This is a genomic window from Halostagnicola alkaliphila (assembly GCF_055379965.1).
Genome location: NZ_AP043825.1, coordinates 604,644 through 626,036, shown reverse-complemented (window position 1 = coordinate 626,036; position 21,393 = coordinate 604,644). Strand labels below are relative to the sequence as shown.

General features: G+C 56.2%; 12 protein-coding genes and 1 pseudogene. 10 read left to right on the top strand and 3 right to left on the bottom strand.

What is annotated here, in order from left to right:
• Positions 1-460 precede the first annotated feature (460 nt).
• The 10 genes and pseudogenes from ACZ5C7_RS05050 (at position 461) to ACZ5C7_RS05005 (ending at position 15,053) form a co-directional block, all read left to right on the top strand.
• A complete protein-coding gene (locus tag ACZ5C7_RS05050; RefSeq protein WP_464374999.1) occupies positions 461-1,399 on the top strand; it encodes an ArdC-like ssDNA-binding domain-containing protein in 939 nt (312 codons plus the stop codon).
• Positions 1,392-1,607 (top strand): HalOD1 output domain-containing protein, encoded by a 216-nt coding sequence (locus tag ACZ5C7_RS05045; protein WP_464374998.1) that lies wholly within the window; start codon positions 1,392-1,394, stop codon positions 1,605-1,607. The genes ACZ5C7_RS05050 and ACZ5C7_RS05045 overlap by 8 nt, the downstream gene beginning before the upstream one ends.
• Before the next feature lie 422 nt (positions 1,608-2,029).
• A complete protein-coding gene (locus tag ACZ5C7_RS05040; RefSeq protein WP_464374997.1) occupies positions 2,030-2,701 on the top strand; it encodes a helix-turn-helix domain-containing protein in 672 nt (223 codons plus the stop codon).
• Positions 2,698-3,054: pseudogene (locus ACZ5C7_RS05035) on the top strand (hypothetical protein); the annotation flags it as partial. The gene ACZ5C7_RS05040 and the pseudogene ACZ5C7_RS05035, both read left to right, overlap by 4 nt.
• Before the next feature lie 137 nt (positions 3,055-3,191).
• Complete coding sequence (locus ACZ5C7_RS05030) at positions 3,192-4,442, top strand: RNA-guided endonuclease InsQ/TnpB family protein (protein WP_464374996.1); 1,251 nt, start codon at positions 3,192-3,194, stop codon at positions 4,440-4,442.
• A gap of 766 nt (positions 4,443-5,208) precedes the next feature.
• Positions 5,209-5,976, top strand: coding sequence for a hypothetical protein (locus ACZ5C7_RS05025; RefSeq protein ID WP_464374995.1), 768 nt, complete (start codon positions 5,209-5,211; stop codon positions 5,974-5,976).
• Positions 5,973-9,656, top strand: a complete 3,684-nt coding sequence (locus ACZ5C7_RS05020) for a hypothetical protein (RefSeq protein ID WP_464374994.1) — start codon at positions 5,973-5,975, stop codon at positions 9,654-9,656. The genes ACZ5C7_RS05025 and ACZ5C7_RS05020 overlap by 4 nt, the downstream gene beginning before the upstream one ends.
• Positions 9,653-10,234, top strand: a complete 582-nt coding sequence (locus ACZ5C7_RS05015; protein WP_464374993.1) for a BREX protein BrxB domain-containing protein — start codon at positions 9,653-9,655, stop codon at positions 10,232-10,234. The genes ACZ5C7_RS05020 and ACZ5C7_RS05015 overlap by 4 nt, the downstream gene beginning before the upstream one ends.
• Positions 10,231-14,073 carry a hypothetical protein gene (locus ACZ5C7_RS05010; RefSeq protein WP_464374992.1) on the top strand — a complete coding sequence of 1,281 codons (3,843 nt, stop codon included), beginning with the start codon at positions 10,231-10,233 and terminating at the stop codon, positions 14,071-14,073. The genes ACZ5C7_RS05015 and ACZ5C7_RS05010 overlap by 4 nt, the downstream gene beginning before the upstream one ends.
• Positions 14,074-14,132: 59 nt before the next feature.
• Positions 14,133-15,053 carry a helix-turn-helix domain-containing protein gene (locus ACZ5C7_RS05005; protein ID WP_464374991.1) on the top strand — a complete coding sequence of 307 codons (921 nt, stop codon included), beginning with the start codon at positions 14,133-14,135 and terminating at the stop codon, positions 15,051-15,053.
• Between the two features lie 889 nt (positions 15,054-15,942).
• Here the strand turns inward: ACZ5C7_RS05005 and ACZ5C7_RS05000 are convergent.
• The 3 genes from ACZ5C7_RS05000 to ACZ5C7_RS04990 all read right to left on the bottom strand — a co-directional run bounded on the left by ACZ5C7_RS05000 (position 15,943) and on the right by ACZ5C7_RS04990 (position 21,351).
• Positions 15,943-16,830, bottom strand: a complete 888-nt coding sequence (locus ACZ5C7_RS05000; protein WP_464374990.1) for a hypothetical protein — start codon at positions 16,828-16,830, stop codon at positions 15,943-15,945.
• 118 nt (positions 16,831-16,948) lie between these two features.
• A complete protein-coding gene (locus ACZ5C7_RS04995; protein WP_464374989.1) occupies positions 16,949-19,438 on the bottom strand; it encodes a phospholipase D-like domain-containing protein in 2,490 nt (829 codons plus the stop codon).
• Positions 19,435-21,351, bottom strand: a complete 1,917-nt coding sequence (locus tag ACZ5C7_RS04990; protein WP_464374988.1) for a hypothetical protein — start codon at positions 21,349-21,351, stop codon at positions 19,435-19,437. The genes ACZ5C7_RS04995 and ACZ5C7_RS04990 overlap by 4 nt, the downstream gene beginning before the upstream one ends.
• Positions 21,352-21,393: the final 42 nt, after the last annotated feature.

The window sequence follows — 21,393 nt, the reverse complement described above, 5'->3', positions numbered from 1 at the left end:
GCGCCTATTTATACTCAACAGCAAGAGCAAACTGAAACCAGAGGATTCCACACGAGATATATGGCAGTGTCTAGTTAAGCCAGTTTGAGGAGTGAGCAGGTCGTAGAGTTAGTTTGAAACAATGCTTGTAGACCTGCTCAGCGAGAGCTACGACACAGATTTAGAAGATCCCTGGAAGAACTAGCGGACGGCGACGCCCTCTGTACAACTCTGATCAGTCATCGCAGATGAATTAAGCAACAGCAAGTAGGTGGATAGAAGTACTGGTGATCCCAGATTTCCGATCTGGGGAATCGCCTCGAGTCAAGCCCTAGGGCATTCACCTTGTCAGCCTATAAAGAAGGCAACGGACGGATATCGATAGTCAGCAGTCCAATCTGATTTGGTTCGAACTGAGATGTTTGTCACCCCCAAAGGGGTGAGGGGCGTTCGCTGAATGGAGTGTCCCTCGTCGAAAACAATGACTTCGAGCGACTGCTCAACGGTATCCTTCAATGAGTCGGATACCAGACGGGACGAGATGCACAGTACGATGGAAGCGTGGGCCGCAGACCTTGTCGAGGAGGTTGATGAGGCGGTCTCGAGCGATCAGTTCCAGGAATGGCTCAATGTCCAGACTCACTTCCACGACTACTCCTATCGCAACACACTCCTCATTACTCGCCAGTGTCCCGCGGCAACTCGCGTCGCGGGCTATCGGACGTGGCAGACGGAATTCGACCGGCATGTGAAAGAAGGCGAATCGGCGATCTGGATCTGGGCACCGATCATCGCCAAGCAGTGTCCCGAGTGTGAGAACTCGCCGTCGTACCACGATCGAACTGACTGTAAGTACGATGAGACACCACCGGAAGAATGGTCGAAAGGCTTGGTCGGCTTTCGGCCCGCTCCAGTCTTCGATATTTCCCAGACCGAAGGGGAGCCACTCCCCGAACTCGAGACTGACGCAACTGGCGATGCCGACAATCTGGTACCAGCGCTGCTCGAGGGATCTGTTGCACTGGAGGTCGATGTCGAAATTATCTCGAAACCAGCGTGGAGTCACGGCGACGCGGAGGGGATCTGCCAGTATCGCACTCCTGAAAAGCGGCCACTGATCGAAGTACGGAATCGTGTGAACAACGCAGCACTCGCGACGACGCTCGTTCACGAGTACGCCCATGCACTCTTGCACGGTGACGTTGATAGCGAAACCGAGCGCTCGAAACGCGAACTCGAGGCGGAAGCCGTCGCCTACATCGTCGGGCGATACTGTGGGCTTGATACAAGCGGCTCGGCGTTCTACCTCGCAGCGTGGGAAGGCGACGACCCAGAAGCGATTTTCGATCGTCTCGAGCGGATTAGCGCGACAGCGGCAGAGATTATCGACATCGTCGACGAGGTGCTCATGGATGAGTGAGCGAGAAATCCTCCTCGAAATCGTCGATGCACTCGAGGAACAGGGACTCAGCCGTGACGAGTATCAACTGCACCGGTGGATTGACGGTGAAGCGCTCGAACGACTCGTCGACTCAGCAAACGCCGAGCTCGAGATTCGGTTCTCGGTTGACGAGTTCCGTGTCCTCGTTACGCAGTCCGAGGTGCAGGTGCTCTCGAGTTCGTCGTAGGGGATGGAAGGATTGCTCGAGGACACTGCTATCATTGTGTGAACCGTCTGGGTCAAGTGGTTCGAGACGCGGAGAGTCTCGTTATCACGGAAATCTCCGATTTTCGTACGACCCCGAGGCACTCGGCCTGCCCCGCCTGTAGAGTTTGATCTGTTCGACAGAATTAGTGGACGTAGCCTGAGAAAACGGTTTTTCTTCCGCTATGATTACGCAAAGCGGCTTTGTTGAAATCCTTTGTGACTGATATTGAGCAGGAGGGCTCTCTGATTGGTTTCCGGCCGATCAGCTCGAAAAGCGACTCAAGACAAAACCGCCAGACGTGAAGAGGGTTTCAACAGGGCCCGCAAAGCGTGTGAACCCAGCTGTAGACCGACATGAGTAGTGATTCTTTTGGGTGTTGCACAGAATTGTGTAACCATAGGATGTACGAAGTATGTGGCGAGAAAGAACTCAAGGTACTCCTCGCGCTTGATTCAGGAGACTCCATCTCGGGCGTCGCACGGAAGATCGATGAGAACCGGGAGACAATCCGTCGCGTCGTGAACCGCATCGAAGCGGCGGGTTACGTCGTGTACGATGATGGTCTCCAGATTGTCGATCAGACGCTCCGAGATGCGGGACTCGAGTTTCTGGCCACAGCAGCAACGACTTCACCGCCGTCGATCTCAGAAACGTACGTCCTCCCGCAGTTTGCAGGGATGGATTACGTGTTCACCGCCATCGATGCGGTTTATGTGTGGACTCACGGTGGGTATCAAGTTGCCCGCGATCCAGAGGACTACCCACTGTTCATTGCCGTTCACGAATCTGAATTCGACGCTTGGACGGAATTCTTCGACCGGTTTGGAATCCCGACTGCAGAGGAGCGCCAGCCCGCTGAAGGCCTCGATGGTGTCATACAGGTCGTTCTGGAGCCGCGGTCTCAGATCGAGTCTGAGATGGTTGACGGACGTCCTGTCGTTCCACTCCAGGAAACCGTGGCGTTCGCAAACGAGTATTACGCGACGTTTGAGTCGGCACTCGATATGCTTGGACGAATGTACGACGACGTCGACACCGACGCAACGTACCGCATGGATCCCGCTGGAACATGAGCCAAGAAGACCGAAGCGAGGCACTCATCGAAGTGCTTGAGCAGCTGGAACAGTCAGACATTGGATTCGTCCTTGTGGGCGGGTATGCAGTCAGTCAGTTCGAACCGCGATTCTCGACCGATTTGGATCTCGTCATTACACCGGATGACTATGACGAAGTCGTAGCGTTCCTCGAATCACGCGACTTTGAACGGCAGGCAGGTTTTGAAGTCCCGCCAGAAGAGACAATCTACAATCGGGAAATCGAGCTTTTTGAACGAGCCGATGGATTACCTCACCCGGTCGGTGTAGACATCCTTGTGAATGGTCTTGGTTGTCGGCAAACCGAAGCAGAATGGTCGTTCGACTATCTTTGAACAGCGAAAGAATCCTGCCGTTTCACGGCGGGCGTGAATCGCATCACTCGACTGCGAAATCCACCGTTCGATGCCAAACCGGATATTCAACGTGAGTCCACACTATTAAGTTGGTTTATCTACATAGGCTATACATGGCGATTAAGGTCACACGTACCTACGTTGGTTCGATCCAGAACCAGCAACAGGTCTGCAATGGCCTCGACTCGCTCGGAGATTCCGCCTCGAAAATCTGGAATGTCGCACGCTGGACAGCAGACCGCATCTGGGACGCGACTGGCGAAATCCCAGACGAAGGAACGGTCAAAGCGTACATGAAGAACCAACCGTGCTGGAAGGACCTGAATGCACAATCCAGTCAGAAAGTCATTGAAGAACTTTCCGACGCTTTCCAGTCATGGTTCGAACTGCGACACAAGTTTGACGAGACGAATCCACCCGGCTACCGCAAACACGGCGACACACGCCCCAAGAGTACGGTCACGTTCAAAGCAGACGGCTTCAAACACGACCCCGAAAACAACCGCATCCGCCTCAGCAAAGGCTCGAACCTCAAGGAGTATTGGTCGGACTTTCTGCTCTGCGAGTACCAGACCCGCCCCGACGTTGACCTCTCAGAAGTCAACAAGGTACAAAACGTTCGCGCCGTCTGGAACGGCGACGAGTGGGAACTACACTTCGTCTGCAAAATCGAACTCGAAACCAACGACTCGACAGACGATGAAGTAGCAGGGATCGACCTCGGCATTAAGAACATCGCCACTGTCGCATTCCCCGACGAGTACGTTCTCTACCCCGGCAACTCACTCAAAGAAGACAAACACTACTTCACACAAGCCGAGTACGACACAGAAGGTGAGAACGGCCCCTCAGAGAGGTCAATGTGGGCACGCAGGAAACTCGCTGACCGCGAAACCCAGTTCTACCACGTTCTCACGGACACTATCATCACCGAGTGTGTTGAACGCGGTGTTGGGACGCTCGCGGTGAGTTGGCCTGAAGACGTGCGTGAGTCCGACTGGGGCAAGACGGGGAACAAGAAGTTGCACTCGTGGGCGTTTGACCGTATCTACCAGTACCTCGAATACAAAGGTGAGATACGTGGCGTTGAGGTGCTGAAAGAGAACGAGTGGGACACGTCGAAGACGTGTTCATGGTGTGGTGACAGCACGAAGTCGAACCGTGTTGAGCGTGGGTTGTACGTGTGTTCGTCGTGTGAGTTGGTCGGGAACGCAGATTGCAACGGAGCGGAGAATATGCGTCAGAAGATAACTCCGAGTCCTCACGGCGAGAATAGGAGTAACGGCTGTGTGGCACAGCCATCGGTACACCTGTTCGACCGCGAAAGCGGGATATTCCGCACGAGAGAACAAGTCGTATCGTAGACTGACAAATATCCCACCTGCAGTACGGGAAGCCTCGCCGTTTACGGCGAGGAGGATGTCACCTGCGCAAGCATAGTTCTCCGACGACGATTTCAGGCGGGACTCGCTCTACGACTGCACGAGCAGCTGATGGAGAAGTACTCGTTGCTGCAAAACTCCATAGTGGCCGGAAAACAGACCTCGCTGGTGTTCTCGCCGAAATTCCACCAATCGACCTGGACATGGTCGAGTCACATCTACATCGTGGAGATGCAGATGCTTTCCAAGAACAGCTCAGCGATGCACAGACATTCATTGATGATGGCGGACTGGATCGCCGTTTTAAGAGTATGTTTGGTCAATCGGCAGCATCGGCCGAGGACATTGAGACATTCCTTGAGTTCCTCAAGCGACAACAACACGCACCGTTCGATGTCCGGAAGACACTCCCTATAGGGTACTATCTATATAATGAAGATCGAAAGACGGTTTGATTGTCAGGTGACGGTGTCTGTCATAAAAATATTAGTTATGGTTCGGCACAACTTCCATTCAGCGATATCAATAGTACCATCCTTCGGGGAAGTGAACGAACAGAGGGAAGTTTAATTTTAGAACTGTACGATGGTTTTGAACCTGAAACCTAGTCCGTCTACTCAGTTGTATTCTACATCACCATATGATAAGTACTCTCGCTGAATTTGCTTCATCTATGCACAGTTACGCTTGTGACGGAGGAACTGCTCTTTCCTCTCTTGATTCCATATTTTCTCACGAGGAGGTTTCTATGGATCTCACGATGTGCGGCCTTCTCGTCGAAAAGGCTGCGGAGATGGCTAAGTTGTATGCCTCTCATCGGGACTGGACGACCGTAGAAGAGAAATGGTTTGATGAAAAGCGTGATGGACGTAGCACGCGCGGAAGTTCGCGGAAAGTATATCGAGTCTTGAGTTCGCGATTCAAAACAGCTGGTACTGCGCTCCCTTCTATCTCTGAACTCCCGTCCATCTTCGAGAAATGTGCGACCGACCGAGACAAAGCACAGGTTCTGTATTTCTACCTGATAGAAGATGATCCACTTGTACAATATTCCGTTCATGGATACGTACAGCGACTGCAGCGGATGGGTGTCGAAGGCCTTGACTTCGATCAGGAAACCGTAGAAAACCTCCTGACGGAGTTCCACTATGCAGACGGAAGTGAATTTGAGTATGCCGAGTCAACGACGCGTCGGTGGGGCGAGGGACTACGCACCGTGATGCGAGAAATCGATGTCCTTGAGACTCAGCAGGCGTTACAAGGTCAGATCCCCAATGTTGGTACCGTTCCGTTGCTCGTTGCTTCGGGGTACTCGTGGGAGATCCATAGGAACGATTGGCTCTCTCAGCCCACAGGCTGGCTCTATCTCTTCCAACCGGAGCAGTACTGGGACTCGTTGGCCGAACGCCTCAGCGAGCATCCGAGCTGGGAGGCGAGTGGTATCCACGGTGAACTGCGACTTCAACCAGCCGACGACACGTACAGCTGGGCTGAGTCGATGGAGGATACTGTATGACTGACGAGACCTGGTTCGCCGCCGATGTCGGAAGCGACTTCGAGGAGTCTGTACGAATTGATCGCGAAGATGACGGTCGCGATCACCGGTTAGAATCGATCGACACCTACCACGTGACGGAGGAGTCAGAGGACTTCATCTCGGACTTCTTCTCACGGCTGTTCGGTCGTTCCGAGGATATGCGGTCTGGTGCGAACTACTGGCTCTACGGCTACTACGGGAGCGGAAAGAGCCACCTCCTCAGCGTCCTTCGCGGTCTGATGGATAGTGAGTGGCTTCGACAGCGAAACGATGTCTGGGAACAGCTAACCGAGGGTCGTGACATGGAGACGCTCAAATCCACGTGGTCATCGATCCACGATGAATACGAGGTCATCCCGGTCTCGGTGAACCTCCTGAAGCACCAAGGCCAGAAGAAACTGAGCTTCAGCGAGATTGTCCTACAAAGTGCTCATACATCGGAACGGCTCACCGGCGCCGAGGGAGGGCTCTCATCGCAACTCGACGTCGCCTTCTTCGAGGACTGGTACCGGACGACCGACGCGTGGGACGACCGGACTGCCAACACCCAAACGGCACTACGGAGTACGGTTGACAACGCGGAGAAGTACGACTGGACGGACGTTCAGCAATACAACGCTCTTGCCGACGCCGTTCTCCCCACACTCTTCGAGCAGGAGACCGGCACGGCGGATGGTCTAGACGACCTAATGCCGTCCGATCTTGACCCCCAAGCGATGGTCGAACGCCTCGAACAGTTGCGGAGCGATCGCGAAGAGGAACTCGGTCACCCGGTCAAGCTCGTGCTGTTGCTCGACGAGGTCAGTCTCTTCATCGGGACGGATTTCGACCGACTCACCGAGTTGCAGACGCTCGCAGAGAGCGTTGACGAGACCGGCGACGGCGACATCCAACTGGTGGCAACAGCACAGGCCAAGATCGAGGACGTCCAACCGCAGTTCGCGGCTCGCGGGGCCGACTTCAGTATCGTCAAGGATCGATTCCCGCACCGGTTTGGCCTTCCGAGCCGACACGTCGGCGAAATATCGACGCAACGGCTACTCAAAAAGTCGGAAGCCGGAAGGGAGGACACGGAACGCGTCCTCGAACGAACCAGCAACGAGCCCGAGACACTGCTCGTGTACTCCGGCATCGAACAGAACACCGAACCACCGCTCAACACCATCGATCGCGAGCGTCTCATCGAGTTCTATCCGTTCCTCCCGTATCAGCCACCGCTGTTCCTCGAAATCCTCTCGAACCTCCGGGAGGAAGCTCACGATCCGGCGAAGTCGATTTTCTCGGGAACTGCGCGGGCGATTCTGGCCCTCGTTCACGGACTCCTCCAAGAGTGGATAGAGGCCGGTAACGAGTCCCACGTCATTTCGCTGGTCGACTTCTACGACCTCATCGAACCGGAACTCGATGACATTACGCCACAGGACGTAAGGGTTATCGAGGAGATCGAGGAACAACACGAGGTAGGCGAACTGGAGGAGATCGACGTGGACGTCGCGAAGGCCGTGTTGCTCCTCCAACACATCCCGGACACCATTCCGATGTCCGAGCGGAATCTCGCAGTCGCCGTGTTGAGCGATCTTGACGGCCCAACCCAGTTCCAGATGGAGAACCGCGTCGAGGACTCGCTCCAACGGCTTCGGAAATACATCCGTCCGACGCACGATGAAACCGGGCCGAAGTACGCGTTCACTCATCCGGAAGAGCGCGAGATAATCGAAGCCTCCGAGCAGAACCTCGACGACCCGGACTGGCAGTCCATCATCGAAGCCGTGGACGGGTATCGCTGGGACGACATCGTACGTGACCTCTCACTTCCGACGTCGGCCGAGTACGGAGATACCGGCGAGCAGTATCCCGTTCGCTACGAATTCAGTATTGACGGGATCGAACTCGATACGACGGTCGATACTGAGGAAGCACTCGATGTCCAAGTCGCCGTGAAGGGGATTTCTTCCACTGCAGCAGACATCGATTACGATGGTGACCCGCTCGAATGGACGATCGGACAGGACGGCCTCGACGATCTCCGCGATAGCCTCATCGAGTGGTGGTCGCTCAGAGATGCCGTCGGAGATCACACGCTCCCACAGTCCGTAGAGCGTGATCTTTCCAATCGGGCAGCTCGGGTTCAGAGCAAAGTCGTCGAGGCTCTCAAGAGCGGGACGTTCGATGTCAAGGATCGCGGCGATCAAATCGGGGGAATGGTCTCAGGGGTCGAGGAGTATCTCGACGTCAACTATCCCGACGACTTCCATCCCGTAATGCTGCAGGTCGGTGACGAGCACTTACAGGAACTCCGAGGACTCACCGCACAAGACCCACTACCTTCGTGGGCCCAACAGATCGATGTCGCGACAGAAGACCCGGAAACGCACGGTGGTTCGATCCAGAACAACGTTCGTGCCTTCACCGGCCGGCAGTTGAAGCAACGCGGCGGGAACCTCGCGATGACTACGATCCTCGACGGGATCGTCAAGAAGAAACCGATCTACGAGAACGCTCGCCCCGCGCTGTGTGCGATTATCTGGGGTCTCTGCCGGAAGGGAGACTTCTTGCCCGTCGACGAAACAGGCGACTCCCTCGAACTCGACGCCGTCATCGACCTGAACAAACTGACGACGACGCGTCTCAAGATTGCAGGGAATGGCGGTGTACGAGGCATTCTTCGTGATGGAGAATTCATCGACTCGACGGAGACCATTCCAGACGGAATCGTCAGGCTCCAGTCCGCGAACGAAACGCTCGCAGGTCGGCTCGGTAGTCTCGTGGAAGATGTCAGGCTGGTCGCCGAGAATGATATCCAAACGCGAACCGTTCGCAACCTCCTCGAGTCGTTCGTGGAGGCTCTCGAAGCCGAGCAGCAGAGCGCGATCGACCGAAAAGAGGCCGTTAAATCACGTGACACCGACTGGGAGAAAGTCGTCGAAGCAACCAACGATGCCCAAGAGTGGTACGACGACGCCGAGGAGGTGTGGAGCTTGCGACTTCCCGCGCTCACACGAATCGATGCGCAGCTAACTCTCGTCCAGCAGTCGTACGACTGGCTGACCGAGGAGTGCGAAACGGCCAGCCACACGCTCCGAGAGAGTATCGATGGCTACGAGGGCGAATGGTGGACACACGATGGGTGGGATCGATTCAATGACGCCCAAACCACCTCGCCGGCGCTCGATGATGCAATCGAGACCGCGTGGGACTCGTTCCGAGCGGGAACCGAGGTCGATGCGTTCGTCGACGAATTACAGGAGCATCCGTGGATCCAGCCCGCAAGCGAGTTTGGGTCGAACGTTCGGCCGGCCTTCGAGAGCGAATACATCACACCGCTCCGCCGGGTCGCATCGTGGTACGAGGATATCTCGAAAGCGATCTCGACGGTGACTGGCGGAACAACCAACGCCGAGGCTGATGACTTCATTCGCGCGGCGAACGCACACCTCGACAGCGAACCTCTCGCCGTGGTTGCCGGTAGCGACATCGAGAAATTACGAGAGACGTTCGAGGAGTTACAGACACTCGTCGGTGATCAGTCTCCGACAGACATCACGGCGATTGGGGTCCTCCCGTCGGATCGCGAATCGCTGGACTCCGAACTGGAACGGCTCGTCGAACACCATGACCTCAGTATCGAGCAGACTGAGACGGGGATGATCATCCGATGACGACCAAACGCCCATTCCACGACTTCACGGAACGACTTGCACAGTTCGCAGACGGACGACGCGGAATCCGAAACCCGTTCGTGATCGTTCCCGTCCAGCCGAAGTACGAGCGACGGGTCGCCGAACGTCTTACTGAGTGGGCGACAAACCCTCATCGTACCGAGGGTTTTCCGGATGGCGGAACCGTCCAAGTCCACCGGCTGGACGAGCTGCTCGTCGAAACCGATGTCTTCGAACTCGCGGTTGATCTCGGGGAGAACAGCCAACCAGCGACGATCAACGAAACGATGCAAGACCGATTAGCAGAGGAACTCATCGCGGTTATAGTCGAAAAAATCGAGGCGCCAGCCCAGCAGCGACACGTCGTTCTCCTCACGCACCTCGGGAGTCTCTACCCGTTCACGCGTGCTTCGGAACTCCTCGACGAACTCGATCGCCGCAACGTCCAGTCCACCATCGGTATTCCGTTCCCCGGAGACATCGTCGGTGGGAAACTGAGCTTCTTCGGCGAGGAATCGCGAAACTACTACCCAGCCCATCAGATCGAAGGGCGGGTTGAGGGGGTGCATCTCCAATGAATGACACATACATTCACGACATCTTCCAGCAGTCACCGACTCGCGAACTCGAGGAAGTCCAGAAGGTCAACGCCAGAGCGCAGGCCGAGAACGACGTCCGCGAGTTCTACGAGACCGACAGCGCTCGCGACGTGCTCACCACGCTCGGGAACCTCGTCGACAAGTATCCACACGAGGAACCGCGCTTTCTCTACATCTCCGCGACGTTCGGGTCGGGGAAGACACACCTCCTGAAACTCGTCGGGTTCGCTGCCGACACCGAATCGGAGTTCGACGACCTCGGCGAAGAGCTGGCGAACAGATGGCCGGGCTTCCAGTCGTTCCGACAGAGCGTCGCTAACTCTCACGTCGACCGGCTGAAACCCGTCTTCCTCAACCTCCTCAACCGGGACGCATCACAGGAACCGCCGCTCCCGTACCTCATTTACGAGGCGATCGGCCATGAACTCGGGTATCCGACCGACCCGAACTGGCTGCTCGAGTGGGCGTGGCAGCTCGATATGAACCACGGTAACTGCTGGGAACGACTACAGGAAGTCGAGCACGACGGACAGACGTTCGAGGATGTGTACGACGAGCGGGCTTCACTACGGAGTTGGCTCTACGATATCGTTCCGACACTCGAGGACTCACCATTCGCGTCTCGGCAGGAGGTCAAACAGTCGATCGACAACGCCATCGAAGAGGTCGATCCCGACGAGTTCGATCCCGACGAACTCATCGACCGTATCGAAGCGGCCCAAGAGTCGTTGAGTTCGCCGGAGACGAAGACGGAGTTGCTGATCGGACTCGATGAGGTGGCGCTGTTCATCGGCGATGGACGGCATCGCTACAGGGAGTTTCAAGAGACGATGGAAGCGCTGACGGAGCTGGGCGTCGGGCCTAATCCGCCAGTCATTGGGACTGGACAGTATCCGATCGAGCGTATTCACGGTGAGTTCGAAGATACCGAAGTCACGGATCAGCCGTGGTACGGTGCCCAAGAACCGTTGGAGGGTGCCGACACCGAGATCATCGTCCGGAAACGATGGCTGCAGAAGGATACTGAGGGAGGGCAGGCCGTTGAGTCTGCTCTCCGGGAGATGCCCAACCTGACGCTCGACGCGTATTCCGACATCGCCGGCGCCGATCCGGATGCGATCGAGTCGTACCCGTTTCGCGAGTACGATCTCGGGTTGCTCCGGACGGTGATTCAGCAACTGATGCCGCGGGGACGCGTGACCGAAGAAGAGTACGTGCAGGGTCGAGCGTTGCTCATCCTCGTTCGGTCGCTGTTCACGCGGTTCGAGTGGGGAGACAAGCAGGTCGGGACCCTCGTCACTTGGGACGAGCTGTACGACCTGCTGGTCAAAGAGACCACCTACATTCCGCTATGGGTGCAGGAGATGGTCGAGAACAAACTCATCCCCTCAGCCGGCGGCGATGAGGATTCGTTCTCCGTCCGCGTTGCGAAGGCGCTGTACTTGCTGAATCAGGTTCGTTCCGAGATGCCGTCGACACCGGCGAATCTCGCCCGGTTGATGGTCACGTCGACTGACGAGTCGTTCGAATCCGTCCGGGGCGATGTCGAATCGGCGCTGTCCGCCCTCCTCGAGGATCGAAAGGTGCTGACGGAGACGAACGACCGTGGCGACGAGGAGTACCTGCTGGTGTCCGAGGAACAGGAGGACATCCTGACGCGGGCGAAAACTCGCGCACAGCAGATTCCGTCGCATCGGCTTTCAGCCAAGTTGGAGGACTCCCTTCAGGAAGGAAGCGATCTCCTGCTCTCTGAGAGGAGTCGACACGAAATCGACCTCGAGGGAGAGCGCAGAGTCCCGCTCCGTTTCGGCTACTCCGTCCTCGACCCCATCGAGCGAGCACCGACGCCGGAGTTTGACGCTATTCGTGTCCGGCTGGTCGCAGGCCGCAACGGTACGGTGAGCGATCAGGTCGAGGCGTGGCAGTCGACCAACGAGGGACGGGACGGAGGTGAGCACATCCTCGTCGCCGTCAATCTACAACAATCGACGATCGATCGCCTGCGGGACGTAATGGGTATGCAGGAAGTCCTCTCAGAGGAGACGGAAACGTATCCGGACTTGGAGTCCGACCACCGCGACGAACAGCGGGCGCTCGAGTCGACGATTCGTGAGCAACTCGAGGAAGCGGACGTCTACGTCCGAACAGGTGGGACGAGAGGTCGATACGGGGACGCGTTCGAGCAAGTCGTGAAAAAGCAAGTGCAATCCGTGTTCAGCGAGACGCGATTCGTCCTGACCAACGGAATCACGGAAGTCGACGATGCCAAGCAGATGGCGCGGTTCTTCCGCGGCGTCGACGACTGGCCGCTCTCGAGCGAGGATGCCGTTAGACTCGGTGTGGATACCGCCCGAGCGGAACTCGCCGACGGCCGGTGTCAGGAATTCCTCGACGAGTACGAGCAGAACCAGTCGCTTCGTGCCGAAGACTTGCTTACCCAGACCGTCCAGCGCGGAGGCACGTATCGCGGGACACCACAGGAATCGATTTCGGCACTGCTGATCACGCTTGCAACGGCCAACAAAATCGCGCTGCGGCGAAACGACGACTACATTACCGAACCGGACGAGATCGGGCGAGCGGTTAGAAACAAGACGAACCTGACCGACGTACAAATTCGCTTTGAGTCCCTAGACGGTATCGATCCCGACCAAATTCGGGAGACTGTCGAGACGCTGATCGGCCAGGTGCCGGACGGAACCGATCCCGACGCGTGGCTCTCTGAGTTGGCGGACTGGATAGACGAGAACAGCGTGCTGGTGAAACGTGTCTTGCGAGGCGTCAGCCGAGAGTTCGGCGAAGGCGCTTCACTGGACGAACTGGAAACGGCTCTCGAACCCGCCCTCGAAGGCGAGACTCACGAAACCGACGACTTTGCGTCTGACGAAATCGAGCGGCAAGCCGAGCGCTTCGCTCGAGCCAGAGGGTTGTTCCAGGCGGGCGAGAATGGCAACTCCCTCTGGGAGCGTTTCAGCCAGCGGACGACGGAGATGCAACGGCTCTACGACGGTGCGGACATTACGGGGGAGATGCAAGCGATCGTCGGCGGAGACGAAGTGCCTGATGCCGACCGGCTTCGAGCAACGATCGACGAAGCCGACGCCCACAGACGAACCGTCGTCCGCGAGCAGTACGAACGTATCACGGGGGAGTCGCCGCCGGACGAGGTGCCCGAGAGCGTGGTTTCCAGTCTCGCGACGTGGCTCTACGCTCACGATGGGAGCAGCAAGGAAACTGCCGACCGCGTCGCCGTCGAATTCGACGGTGTAACCATCGACGACCTTTACGATCTCTTTGAGACGGCGTGGAACGGTGGCTCGTTCTCGGAGGAAAACCTCGTCGACCCGACGGTCGTCCAGCAGACCAAACGATACGAACGGGCACGACGGCTCCTCGAAGCATCCGGCAGCGAGGCCTCGCTCTGGTCGCAGCTTCGCGATGCGTCGAGACGCCTTGAGGAGGAATATCCGAACCATCCGGTCACAACCCGTGTGAGCGAGATGCTGAGTCGATCACAGCCGCCGAGCGTGGACGAGGTAGAGCAACTCCTCGATGAGGCAGAGAACCCCTTCGAGGTCAACGAGCGACTCGAGGAACTCGCCAGCGAACTGCAGTCGGAGTATCCTGATCATGATCTCACCGGGGAGGTCGTCGAGGCAGTAGCGGGAACCAGTCCGCCGAGTGAGGAACGCGTGGGTGAATTGATCGAAGATGCCGAGCAGTTGCTCGACGGTGTTGACGAGCAGCTGCGGCGGATTCGGGAAACGATAGATCAACTACCGGATGACTCCGTTGTGATGATCGAGTCACTCGACTGACGGTCTGCTGTTGCAAAACACCGAACTTATTTATATTCACTTCGTAAATACGCAACGTAGTGTTCACTGAGGCAGAGCTTCGGGCGCTGGAAGCCCTTCAGGGTGAGTCGACGGTTTCGGGACTCGCCGAGGAACTAGACCGGAGTCCCAGTTACGGGTCCGAACTCGTTGACCGGATGGAGTCGAAGGGGTTGATTCACACCAGCCGTGAGGGAAAGCAGAAGCAGATCAATCGGTCAGACGCCCGAGCCATCGAACTGTTCGACAGTTTCGTCCAACAGTACACCCACATTCCGTTTCCCGAATTGCTCGGCGGCGCAACGCTACGTATTCTGTACTACCTGCGGTCGCCGGCAACTGCCACCCAACTTGCGGAGCAAGTCGACGTCCATCGGAGCACGGTACATCGGTCGTTATCCCCGCTGGAGAACCGCGGGATGATCTACAAGTCGGACGGGAAGTACACGCTCAACGATGAATTCGAGGAGCTATCTACCGTGGCCCGTGAGTTTGCGCACTTGCGGCACAGACACCGCGTCGAAGACCACGCAGAGTCGTTCACAATCCTTTGGGAATCGCTCGACGAGTTTCTCGTCCAGACCCGCGCCGAGATTGAGGAAGACTCGTTCCACCTGACTGGGCCGGAACTGTTCCAAGCGTACGATCTCCCGTTGATGGCTCGTCAGCGTCGGTACTACCTGTACTCGGAGTCAGTTGATGAGGTATCGCCGGCGGAGCTGTGTTGTCATATGCTCGTGATCGATGACGGAACGCGCTCGCAGTCCTACTGCCTCCTCTTGATCAGCGAGACTGCAATCGACCGCGATGAGTTGCTCGAAGCCGCGCAAAAGTACGAGGTCGACGAACGGGTGTTGAACCTCCTCGAGTACCTCGATACCGAGGCCGAAAACCGGTCGGGACGCCTCCCGCGGTGGGAAGAGTTCCGTGAGCTCGCCGACGAATACGGGGTGGCAGTATGAGGCGGCGGTTCGACAGCGAGTACATCGAGTCTGAACTTCAACGGGTCGGCAGACAGCTCGAAGCTGAACTGACTGTCTATCTGACGAGGACGTAGATGAGGCCATCGAACACCTTGCGGAGAAGGATGCCATCGCGGTCGAAGACGACATTATCGTCCGGAAATCAACCAATCTATGAGAAGAAGCCGGCCTATCGTGTATCAACCACGTTTATCGAGGCTCTCGACATCGATACCGTTTCAGTCACACTCAAGGAAGATCTGTAAGGTAGCGATCGAAGTGGCGTGCGAATTACCTGTACCCCAGATCAGAATCTCGGCTTCGATGCGCTGGAATCAGAGGTTCGGAAGATTCTGGCCGACGACTCCACTTGAGTTTGATCTATAATCGCAAAAAACACATGGCAGAACTGGGGGCTCACTTCTTTTCGGCTGACCGCAGCTCAGAAGTCACATAATCTGGGAGATGGACATCACGGAAGTAGGATTGGAGTCCATCCTCGTATGCCGATCTATCAATTCCACAAGATTCGAATGTCTGTTTTAGAAATCTAGAGCCCCAGATTCGTTCAATTCCACGCCGCTCTGTTTCCTCGAGCAATCGCTTGTCGTTCGAAACGAGAACCGGATCATCGAGAGTCTCTGCGAGGCGGATCAATGTCCAGTCTGCTTCACCTAGTTCGACCGTTTTTGCAGCGAGTTTTGCGGTGTCGACTGTTTCTACGCGTAGCCACTCTGGGTTCGAGAAAGTATGATGCGGACCGAATTCGTGCGACCATATTTGCTCGGACGTGTACAACGCGTATCGCTGCGTCCAAAACGAGATATCGTGGAACCAGCCGCCTGCAGCAAACGCTGAAAGGACGGAATTATCCAGTATTAGTTGGCCTTTACTCATCCATCAGATCAGGGCCAGAGTAGAAGTCTTCGACGGAGTCTGGGCCATACTCCGGACGCATTCCACTACTCTCGAGCAGTTCGACGAACTCGTTTTGGGTCAGTTCAGCTAATTCTGCACCGCGAGCAGTCGAAATATCTAATTCATCGTAAGCTCTAAGCGCGCCACGGTTAATCGCACCGTGGATCCGATCTCGTTTACGCACCGACTCGATTTCGGGATATTCGAATTCGACATCGAGAACCTGTACTGTCGTTCGTTCACCGTAGAGAATGTCGGTAGCCAGCGCAGCAAAATCGGGAGCGCCACCGCGCTGATCGGTCTGTACTTCTCTGTAGATACGAGCGTATAGTGAAAATACGACTGAGCCGAGTCGATATAAGTCTCGATCACTCAGATCGGTCACTGCCTCCGGGTAGACCTCTTGTTCGCTTTCCTCGGACTCTTTTGCGGCTTTGAGTGCTTCTGCAGCGTCCTGTAACACATCGATGGTGGCGAGTAGAACGAGGAGTCCCCTCTTCTGGTTTCGTTCCTCTCGAAGGGCGTTTTCGGCGATTTCGTTGCCCCATTCGTCGAGAAACCGTTGCAGCAGTTCGAAGGCAATCGCCGGTGCGAGTGGGAACTTCGCTTCAAAAACGTCGATACCTCCAAACACCTCCTCGAGACGTTCCTCGACCAGTTTGACTGCCCGTTCGAATCGCTCTTCGGGCGGGAGTTCGAGGACATCCTGTACGAGATTGTCGACGAGGGCCTGTGGATCATCGATCGAAGCCGAGGTAACGGTCTCGAGTTGCTGAAGAAGGAGGAAAAGTGGCTGAGAGGGATCAACTGATTCGCTCCCACTTCCATTTCCTATATTTGGACTCCCGCCGCTCGGCATATAGTAATCCGTTGTCCGCGACAGTAGGAATATCTATCGCACTATTTTCGAGTGGAGGAGTAACAGGGCATCATCGTGATGACCCGATTGTCACGATGATAGATACAATCCAAATAGATTATGGGAGAGATCTCACATCAGTATAGGCATCTTTCAGGGTAAAACTCCACTGAATCTTACCGACGAGACCGTACTCAACGATCGCCTCCTCAGCTTGGATAGCGAAGTCGGCGAGAGATCGGATATTCTCGGTGGAGAACTTCGGATGACTTTGGAGGCCCTGGAGGAAGTCCGGGCTGGATACCACCTGCTGTACCAGAATATATAGTAACAGGGTCTGAGTCCCGGATGTACTTACGGGGACTTCCTGCTCCGTCTCACTGTAGTCCACCTGTAGGTTCTCGAGATGAACGTTGGCCTCGGAAATCACATATGATCCGTCGTAGAGGTACTGCCAGATGGCTGGATTTGCGAGATTCAGGCTCGACTTAATCTGACGAGCAAACTCGTGCCGTGGGTCTATCACCTCTCTTCCGGCCCGGTAGTCTAACTCGAGTACGAGAGAGGAGTGAATAAAGAGCGAGTTGAACACCGTCTCCCAGAGCGAGAGCTCGTCGACGGAGTCCACCTCGTCAGTGAGAAATTCCTTTCTGACGTCCGATTCTTGCTCGATTCGGTCGATTATGCCGTTTACCCTCCGAATGAGTTCGGGGAGTGAATTCATAAGTTCGGATAGTTCCGAGTGACACGTTTCGAAGAGCTTCTTAACGTCGGTGGATGTCGAGTCCAATTCGCCGAGGCAGTCCATCACCAAGCACAGTTCGACGGTCTCCCAGAACGTGTTCAGGTGGTCAACGAATTGCTCAATGGAATCTGGTGTCGGCTGGTCGTCTGCAGTCAGCACACCAACTGTTCGTTCACGTTGGTAAGACAGGTGATTCTCGATGAGCTCCGGAAGAGAGGGAGTTGACGACGAGGAACCTGCGAGCCGTGCCGGCGACCGCTCCGGAAACTGTGGGGCGCCCTTTCCGTCGGATGCTAGCGTCTCGCCCCCACCAGAGCCTTGCTGGGACATCTCTTGAAGCTCAGAGATTGCAATGTTGAATACGCCTGCCGCGCTCGCATCGGGATTTTCCAAGACCGTCCGGAGGAGGGCAGTAGAGCTTTGCGTACCCCCACTCCGAGTTATGTCGCGATACTCTCGATAGTATTCTTGGGACTCTTGGACGACTCGACGGGTATTACTCTGTATCCCGTCGTCAGGGACGGTAACAGTCACAACGGCATCCATCCACTTCTCCCGCTCCTCCCGGTTCAAAAGAATGGATAGTTCCGAGTCATCTTCAAGATCAGTCGTTACGCAATGCTCGTTCCCCTTTTCCGTGGTGATGAGAAAAGAGTGCTCACCGGAGATATTTCCGAGACGGAGGATAAGTTCGCTTTCTCCATCGGGACCAGCTTGCGTCAGTTGTGCATCAAGGAGACGGAAGTCTGAACGGTCACGTGACGCCTTGCTCTCCCACCCCTCGTAGCTCTGACTGCGAAGAGAAAGCGAGTCAAGATCGGCGACCGGATCGGAGAGATCGAACGGGAAGGATACGTTATGGAAGAGCGTTCCATCGAGCGGTTGTGGACGATCTGGTGAGAAGACCTGTAGGATACCGGCCTCAACGTTCCCCCTCGAAGCAGTATCATGGAGCGCGGTGCTGGTCATATTGGGACTCCCGTAGAGACAAGCGGTACCCCAATCCCCCTCCAGCGTCATATATTTCGCGTGAACCCATCGGGTCGAGGAGTGTTCCATCTCACGAACGTCGAAGTCACGCTCAAGCGCGCCTGGCACCCCTTCTACGTCCATCGCAGTGCTCTCGGGTTCGACGACGAACTCAAGCCGATCGACATCGAGCTTCTCCGCTATCTGTCTCAACACGTTCGGCGAACCGTAGAACGGAGCGTACATCTGGACAGTCTCGATGTCGCCGACCCGATCAACGATCTGGTCGAGGATCGACTCCGAGAGGTTCGAGATGAACCAGACGGATCGATCAGTATTGTCCCGGGATGCTTCCTCCTCTTTAAGCCAATCGAGTGTGGTCGTAGCCTCTCTGACGTAATCTCGGGCATCCTGCCCCGTTACGTAGTTATCGGCTTCAAGCAGGTCTTCGAAGAAGTCTCGGATATCACGGGCGATCGAAAATTCCTCGCCAATTTTGTGCTCGTCGTCAGTCAGCCAGTACCGTTGGAATCCGCCACCGTAGCCGATCTGAGCCGCCTTACAGTACTCTTCGAGGCCGAGATTTGCGGAGCTAACGGTGAAATAGACGCTTCGTTCGGACGCGTACAGGTTGACCTTCGGATGAAAGACACCATCCGAGTAGACTGGTTCCAGCAGATAGTCCGTCCCAATTGGAGCTTCCCGCCAGTCACCGGTAGTGATGTTACGCTCGTACCGGTTGGCGTCCACTAGCACCAACGGTAGGTCACAGTTCCGTTTGCGCAACCGGGGGCGGACGTACCCGCTAAAGAACTGTGGGTCGAACGGATACGTGGTCAAGAGTGCCTGCTGGATGCTCCAGCCTTCGCCCTCAAGTTCCTCTAGTAGGTTCATTTACTCTCACCTCCGGAGAGACGCTGAAGCAGATCGGCACCGAACTCCGTCACCGCGAAGTCCTCATCCGGGTCATCCTCCAGAAGACCGCAGTCGCGAAGGAGTGTGTTCGTCTCGCTGAATCGAACGAGCGAGACCCGTGCTCGGAAGGGGCGATCTCCGCGTTCCTTCTGTGTCTCCAGACAGAGGCGTTCGTCCTGATCGAACGAAAGGATGCGTTTGAGGTTGCCGGGGCTAAGACGATCGTAGAAGACACGAAGGTGCGTACCAACGACCTGCTCGCGGAGGAGCAACCGCGCGACCTCGTCGATGGGCGTTTCCGGGTCAAGTTCCCTGATGAATCGGTCGAGAGCAGGTAACGAGGCGAAGGGTGAATCGAGTCGGGAGTACGCGTAGTTGTAGAGCCACTGCCGTTCGTTACGCTGGTGCCGTAGGCGGGCCACCTCGAGAAGGACGAGGACTGTCGAGCGGGCAAGTGCCTGCGACCAGAACGCGAACTGTGCCTCCTCGTCATCGAGAGCTAAATGTAGATCGTTCAGACTTTGTCGGATTGCCTTGGAAAGGAGAACTTCGTTTGCGCCTTCGGCCCCGGGGAGGGCGGGAACAGTCTCCCACCCGTCGGCTGTCCACTCTCCTATAGCGTCCTGAACAGTACCGAGATTGAGTGGAGTCTCCGGAGAATCCGGTGTGATCGAGATCGATGGCTGTGTCCGATCGGCCGTTCCATACAACATCAGGTTTCGAGTGAGCTGTTCCATAGCAGCGTCGTCTGTACCTTCCGAGACCTCGAAGTTCCGCAAGATCCCGTTCACTTCGGCTTGGATTCGATCGGTATCGCTTGCAGAGTTGACGAGGAGGTCGTAGTCGTATCGGGCGGGGATGCGGCTATTGAGAACGGTGGTGACGGCCTCGAGTTGCGCCTCGAGCGCGTAACCGAGGTAGACTTGCTGCCAGTAGATGGACATCAACGACCGGTACTCGTCGAAGACGGCATCCGACTCCGTGAGTGTAATAGGGTCTGTGGAGTCGTCCATCGCGAGCTGACGCGCACGAAGGAGGAAGAGCGAAAACGCACGACGATAGCGGTGGTATCCCCGGTGGTGCTTCTGGTAGAGCTTGCTGGCGTTATGATCTTCGAAATCACCCGTCTCGAGAGTTTCCTGGAGATGGGTAAGGACATCAATCGAGATGGTTTCAGGGATCCCATCTTGGAGGTGTGCCGATCCGGACTGTTTCTCCCCTTGCCACTGGAAAAACCCGAGGAACACCTTCTGGAGGGCCCGACGCTCCTCCTCGAACTCGTCTTTGTAGTAGACAGACTGATTGGCGAAATCGTAGCTGAACGCCTCGAAATCAGCTCGCGTCGCTCGTCCAGCCTTTGCGCACGACAGGATTCGTTCTTGGTTCTCGCCAAGGCGTTCGCCCACAATAGTAGCGAATTCCTGTCCCGCCGCGGTCAGAGTGAACTCACCGCGCTTCAGTAGGAACTTCTGGAGGAGGTTCTCGTAGAATCGCTGGTAGGCGTAGCTGTCGTTTTTCAGGAGTTCTAGGTCGTCCAGTTCGATCTCGTCGAATCCCTCGTCGTCGTAGTTGAACTCCGTGTTTCCGTCCATCCCGGTGACGGCGCTCGGTTGGTCGTGCTGGAGTTCCTGATACCGACTCGAGAGACAGAAGAGCTTCTCGACGTTCTTCATCTGCCGGTACTGTTCCCCCTCGTCATCATCCGACTCGTCGATCTGCTTGATTGCCCAGCAGAAGATAGAGACGTACCGGAACCGGAGCGTAATGGAGGTAATTGCCCCGTGTGAAAACAAATTCACAACCCGGTTTCGCGATCGGTTCGTATCGAGAGGATCGATGGGAGTCCCTTCCTCGTCGATCTTCTCGCTCCAATTCGGGACAGGCGTAGTCATTGGTTCGACTTGACATCAATACCCCTTAGTTGTCTGGGACTC

Excerpts from the sequence above, each read along its gene's own strand:
- ACZ5C7_RS05050 (WP_464374999.1), top strand. The coding sequence starts at position 461 with ATGACTTCGAGCGACTGCTCAACGGTATCCTTCAATGAGTCGGATACC.
- ACZ5C7_RS05045 (WP_464374998.1), top strand. The coding sequence starts at position 1,392 with ATGAGTGAGCGAGAAATCCTCCTCGAAATCGTCGATGCACTCGAGGAA.
- ACZ5C7_RS05040 (WP_464374997.1), top strand. The coding sequence starts at position 2,030 with ATGTACGAAGTATGTGGCGAGAAAGAACTCAAGGTACTCCTCGCGCTT.
- ACZ5C7_RS05030 (WP_464374996.1), top strand. The coding sequence starts at position 3,192 with ATGGCGATTAAGGTCACACGTACCTACGTTGGTTCGATCCAGAACCAG.
- ACZ5C7_RS05025 (WP_464374995.1), top strand. The coding sequence starts at position 5,209 with ATGGATCTCACGATGTGCGGCCTTCTCGTCGAAAAGGCTGCGGAGATG.
- ACZ5C7_RS05020 (WP_464374994.1), top strand. The coding sequence starts at position 5,973 with ATGACTGACGAGACCTGGTTCGCCGCCGATGTCGGAAGCGACTTCGAG.
- ACZ5C7_RS05015 (WP_464374993.1), top strand. The coding sequence starts at position 9,653 with ATGACGACCAAACGCCCATTCCACGACTTCACGGAACGACTTGCACAG.
- ACZ5C7_RS05010 (WP_464374992.1), top strand. The coding sequence starts at position 10,231 with ATGAATGACACATACATTCACGACATCTTCCAGCAGTCACCGACTCGC.
- ACZ5C7_RS05000 (WP_464374990.1), bottom strand. The coding sequence starts at position 16,830 with ATGCCGAGCGGCGGGAGTCCAAATATAGGAAATGGAAGTGGGAGCGAA.
- ACZ5C7_RS04995 (WP_464374989.1), bottom strand. The coding sequence starts at position 19,438 with ATGAACCTACTAGAGGAACTTGAGGGCGAAGGCTGGAGCATCCAGCAG.
- ACZ5C7_RS04990 (WP_464374988.1), bottom strand. The coding sequence starts at position 21,351 with ATGACTACGCCTGTCCCGAATTGGAGCGAGAAGATCGACGAGGAAGGG.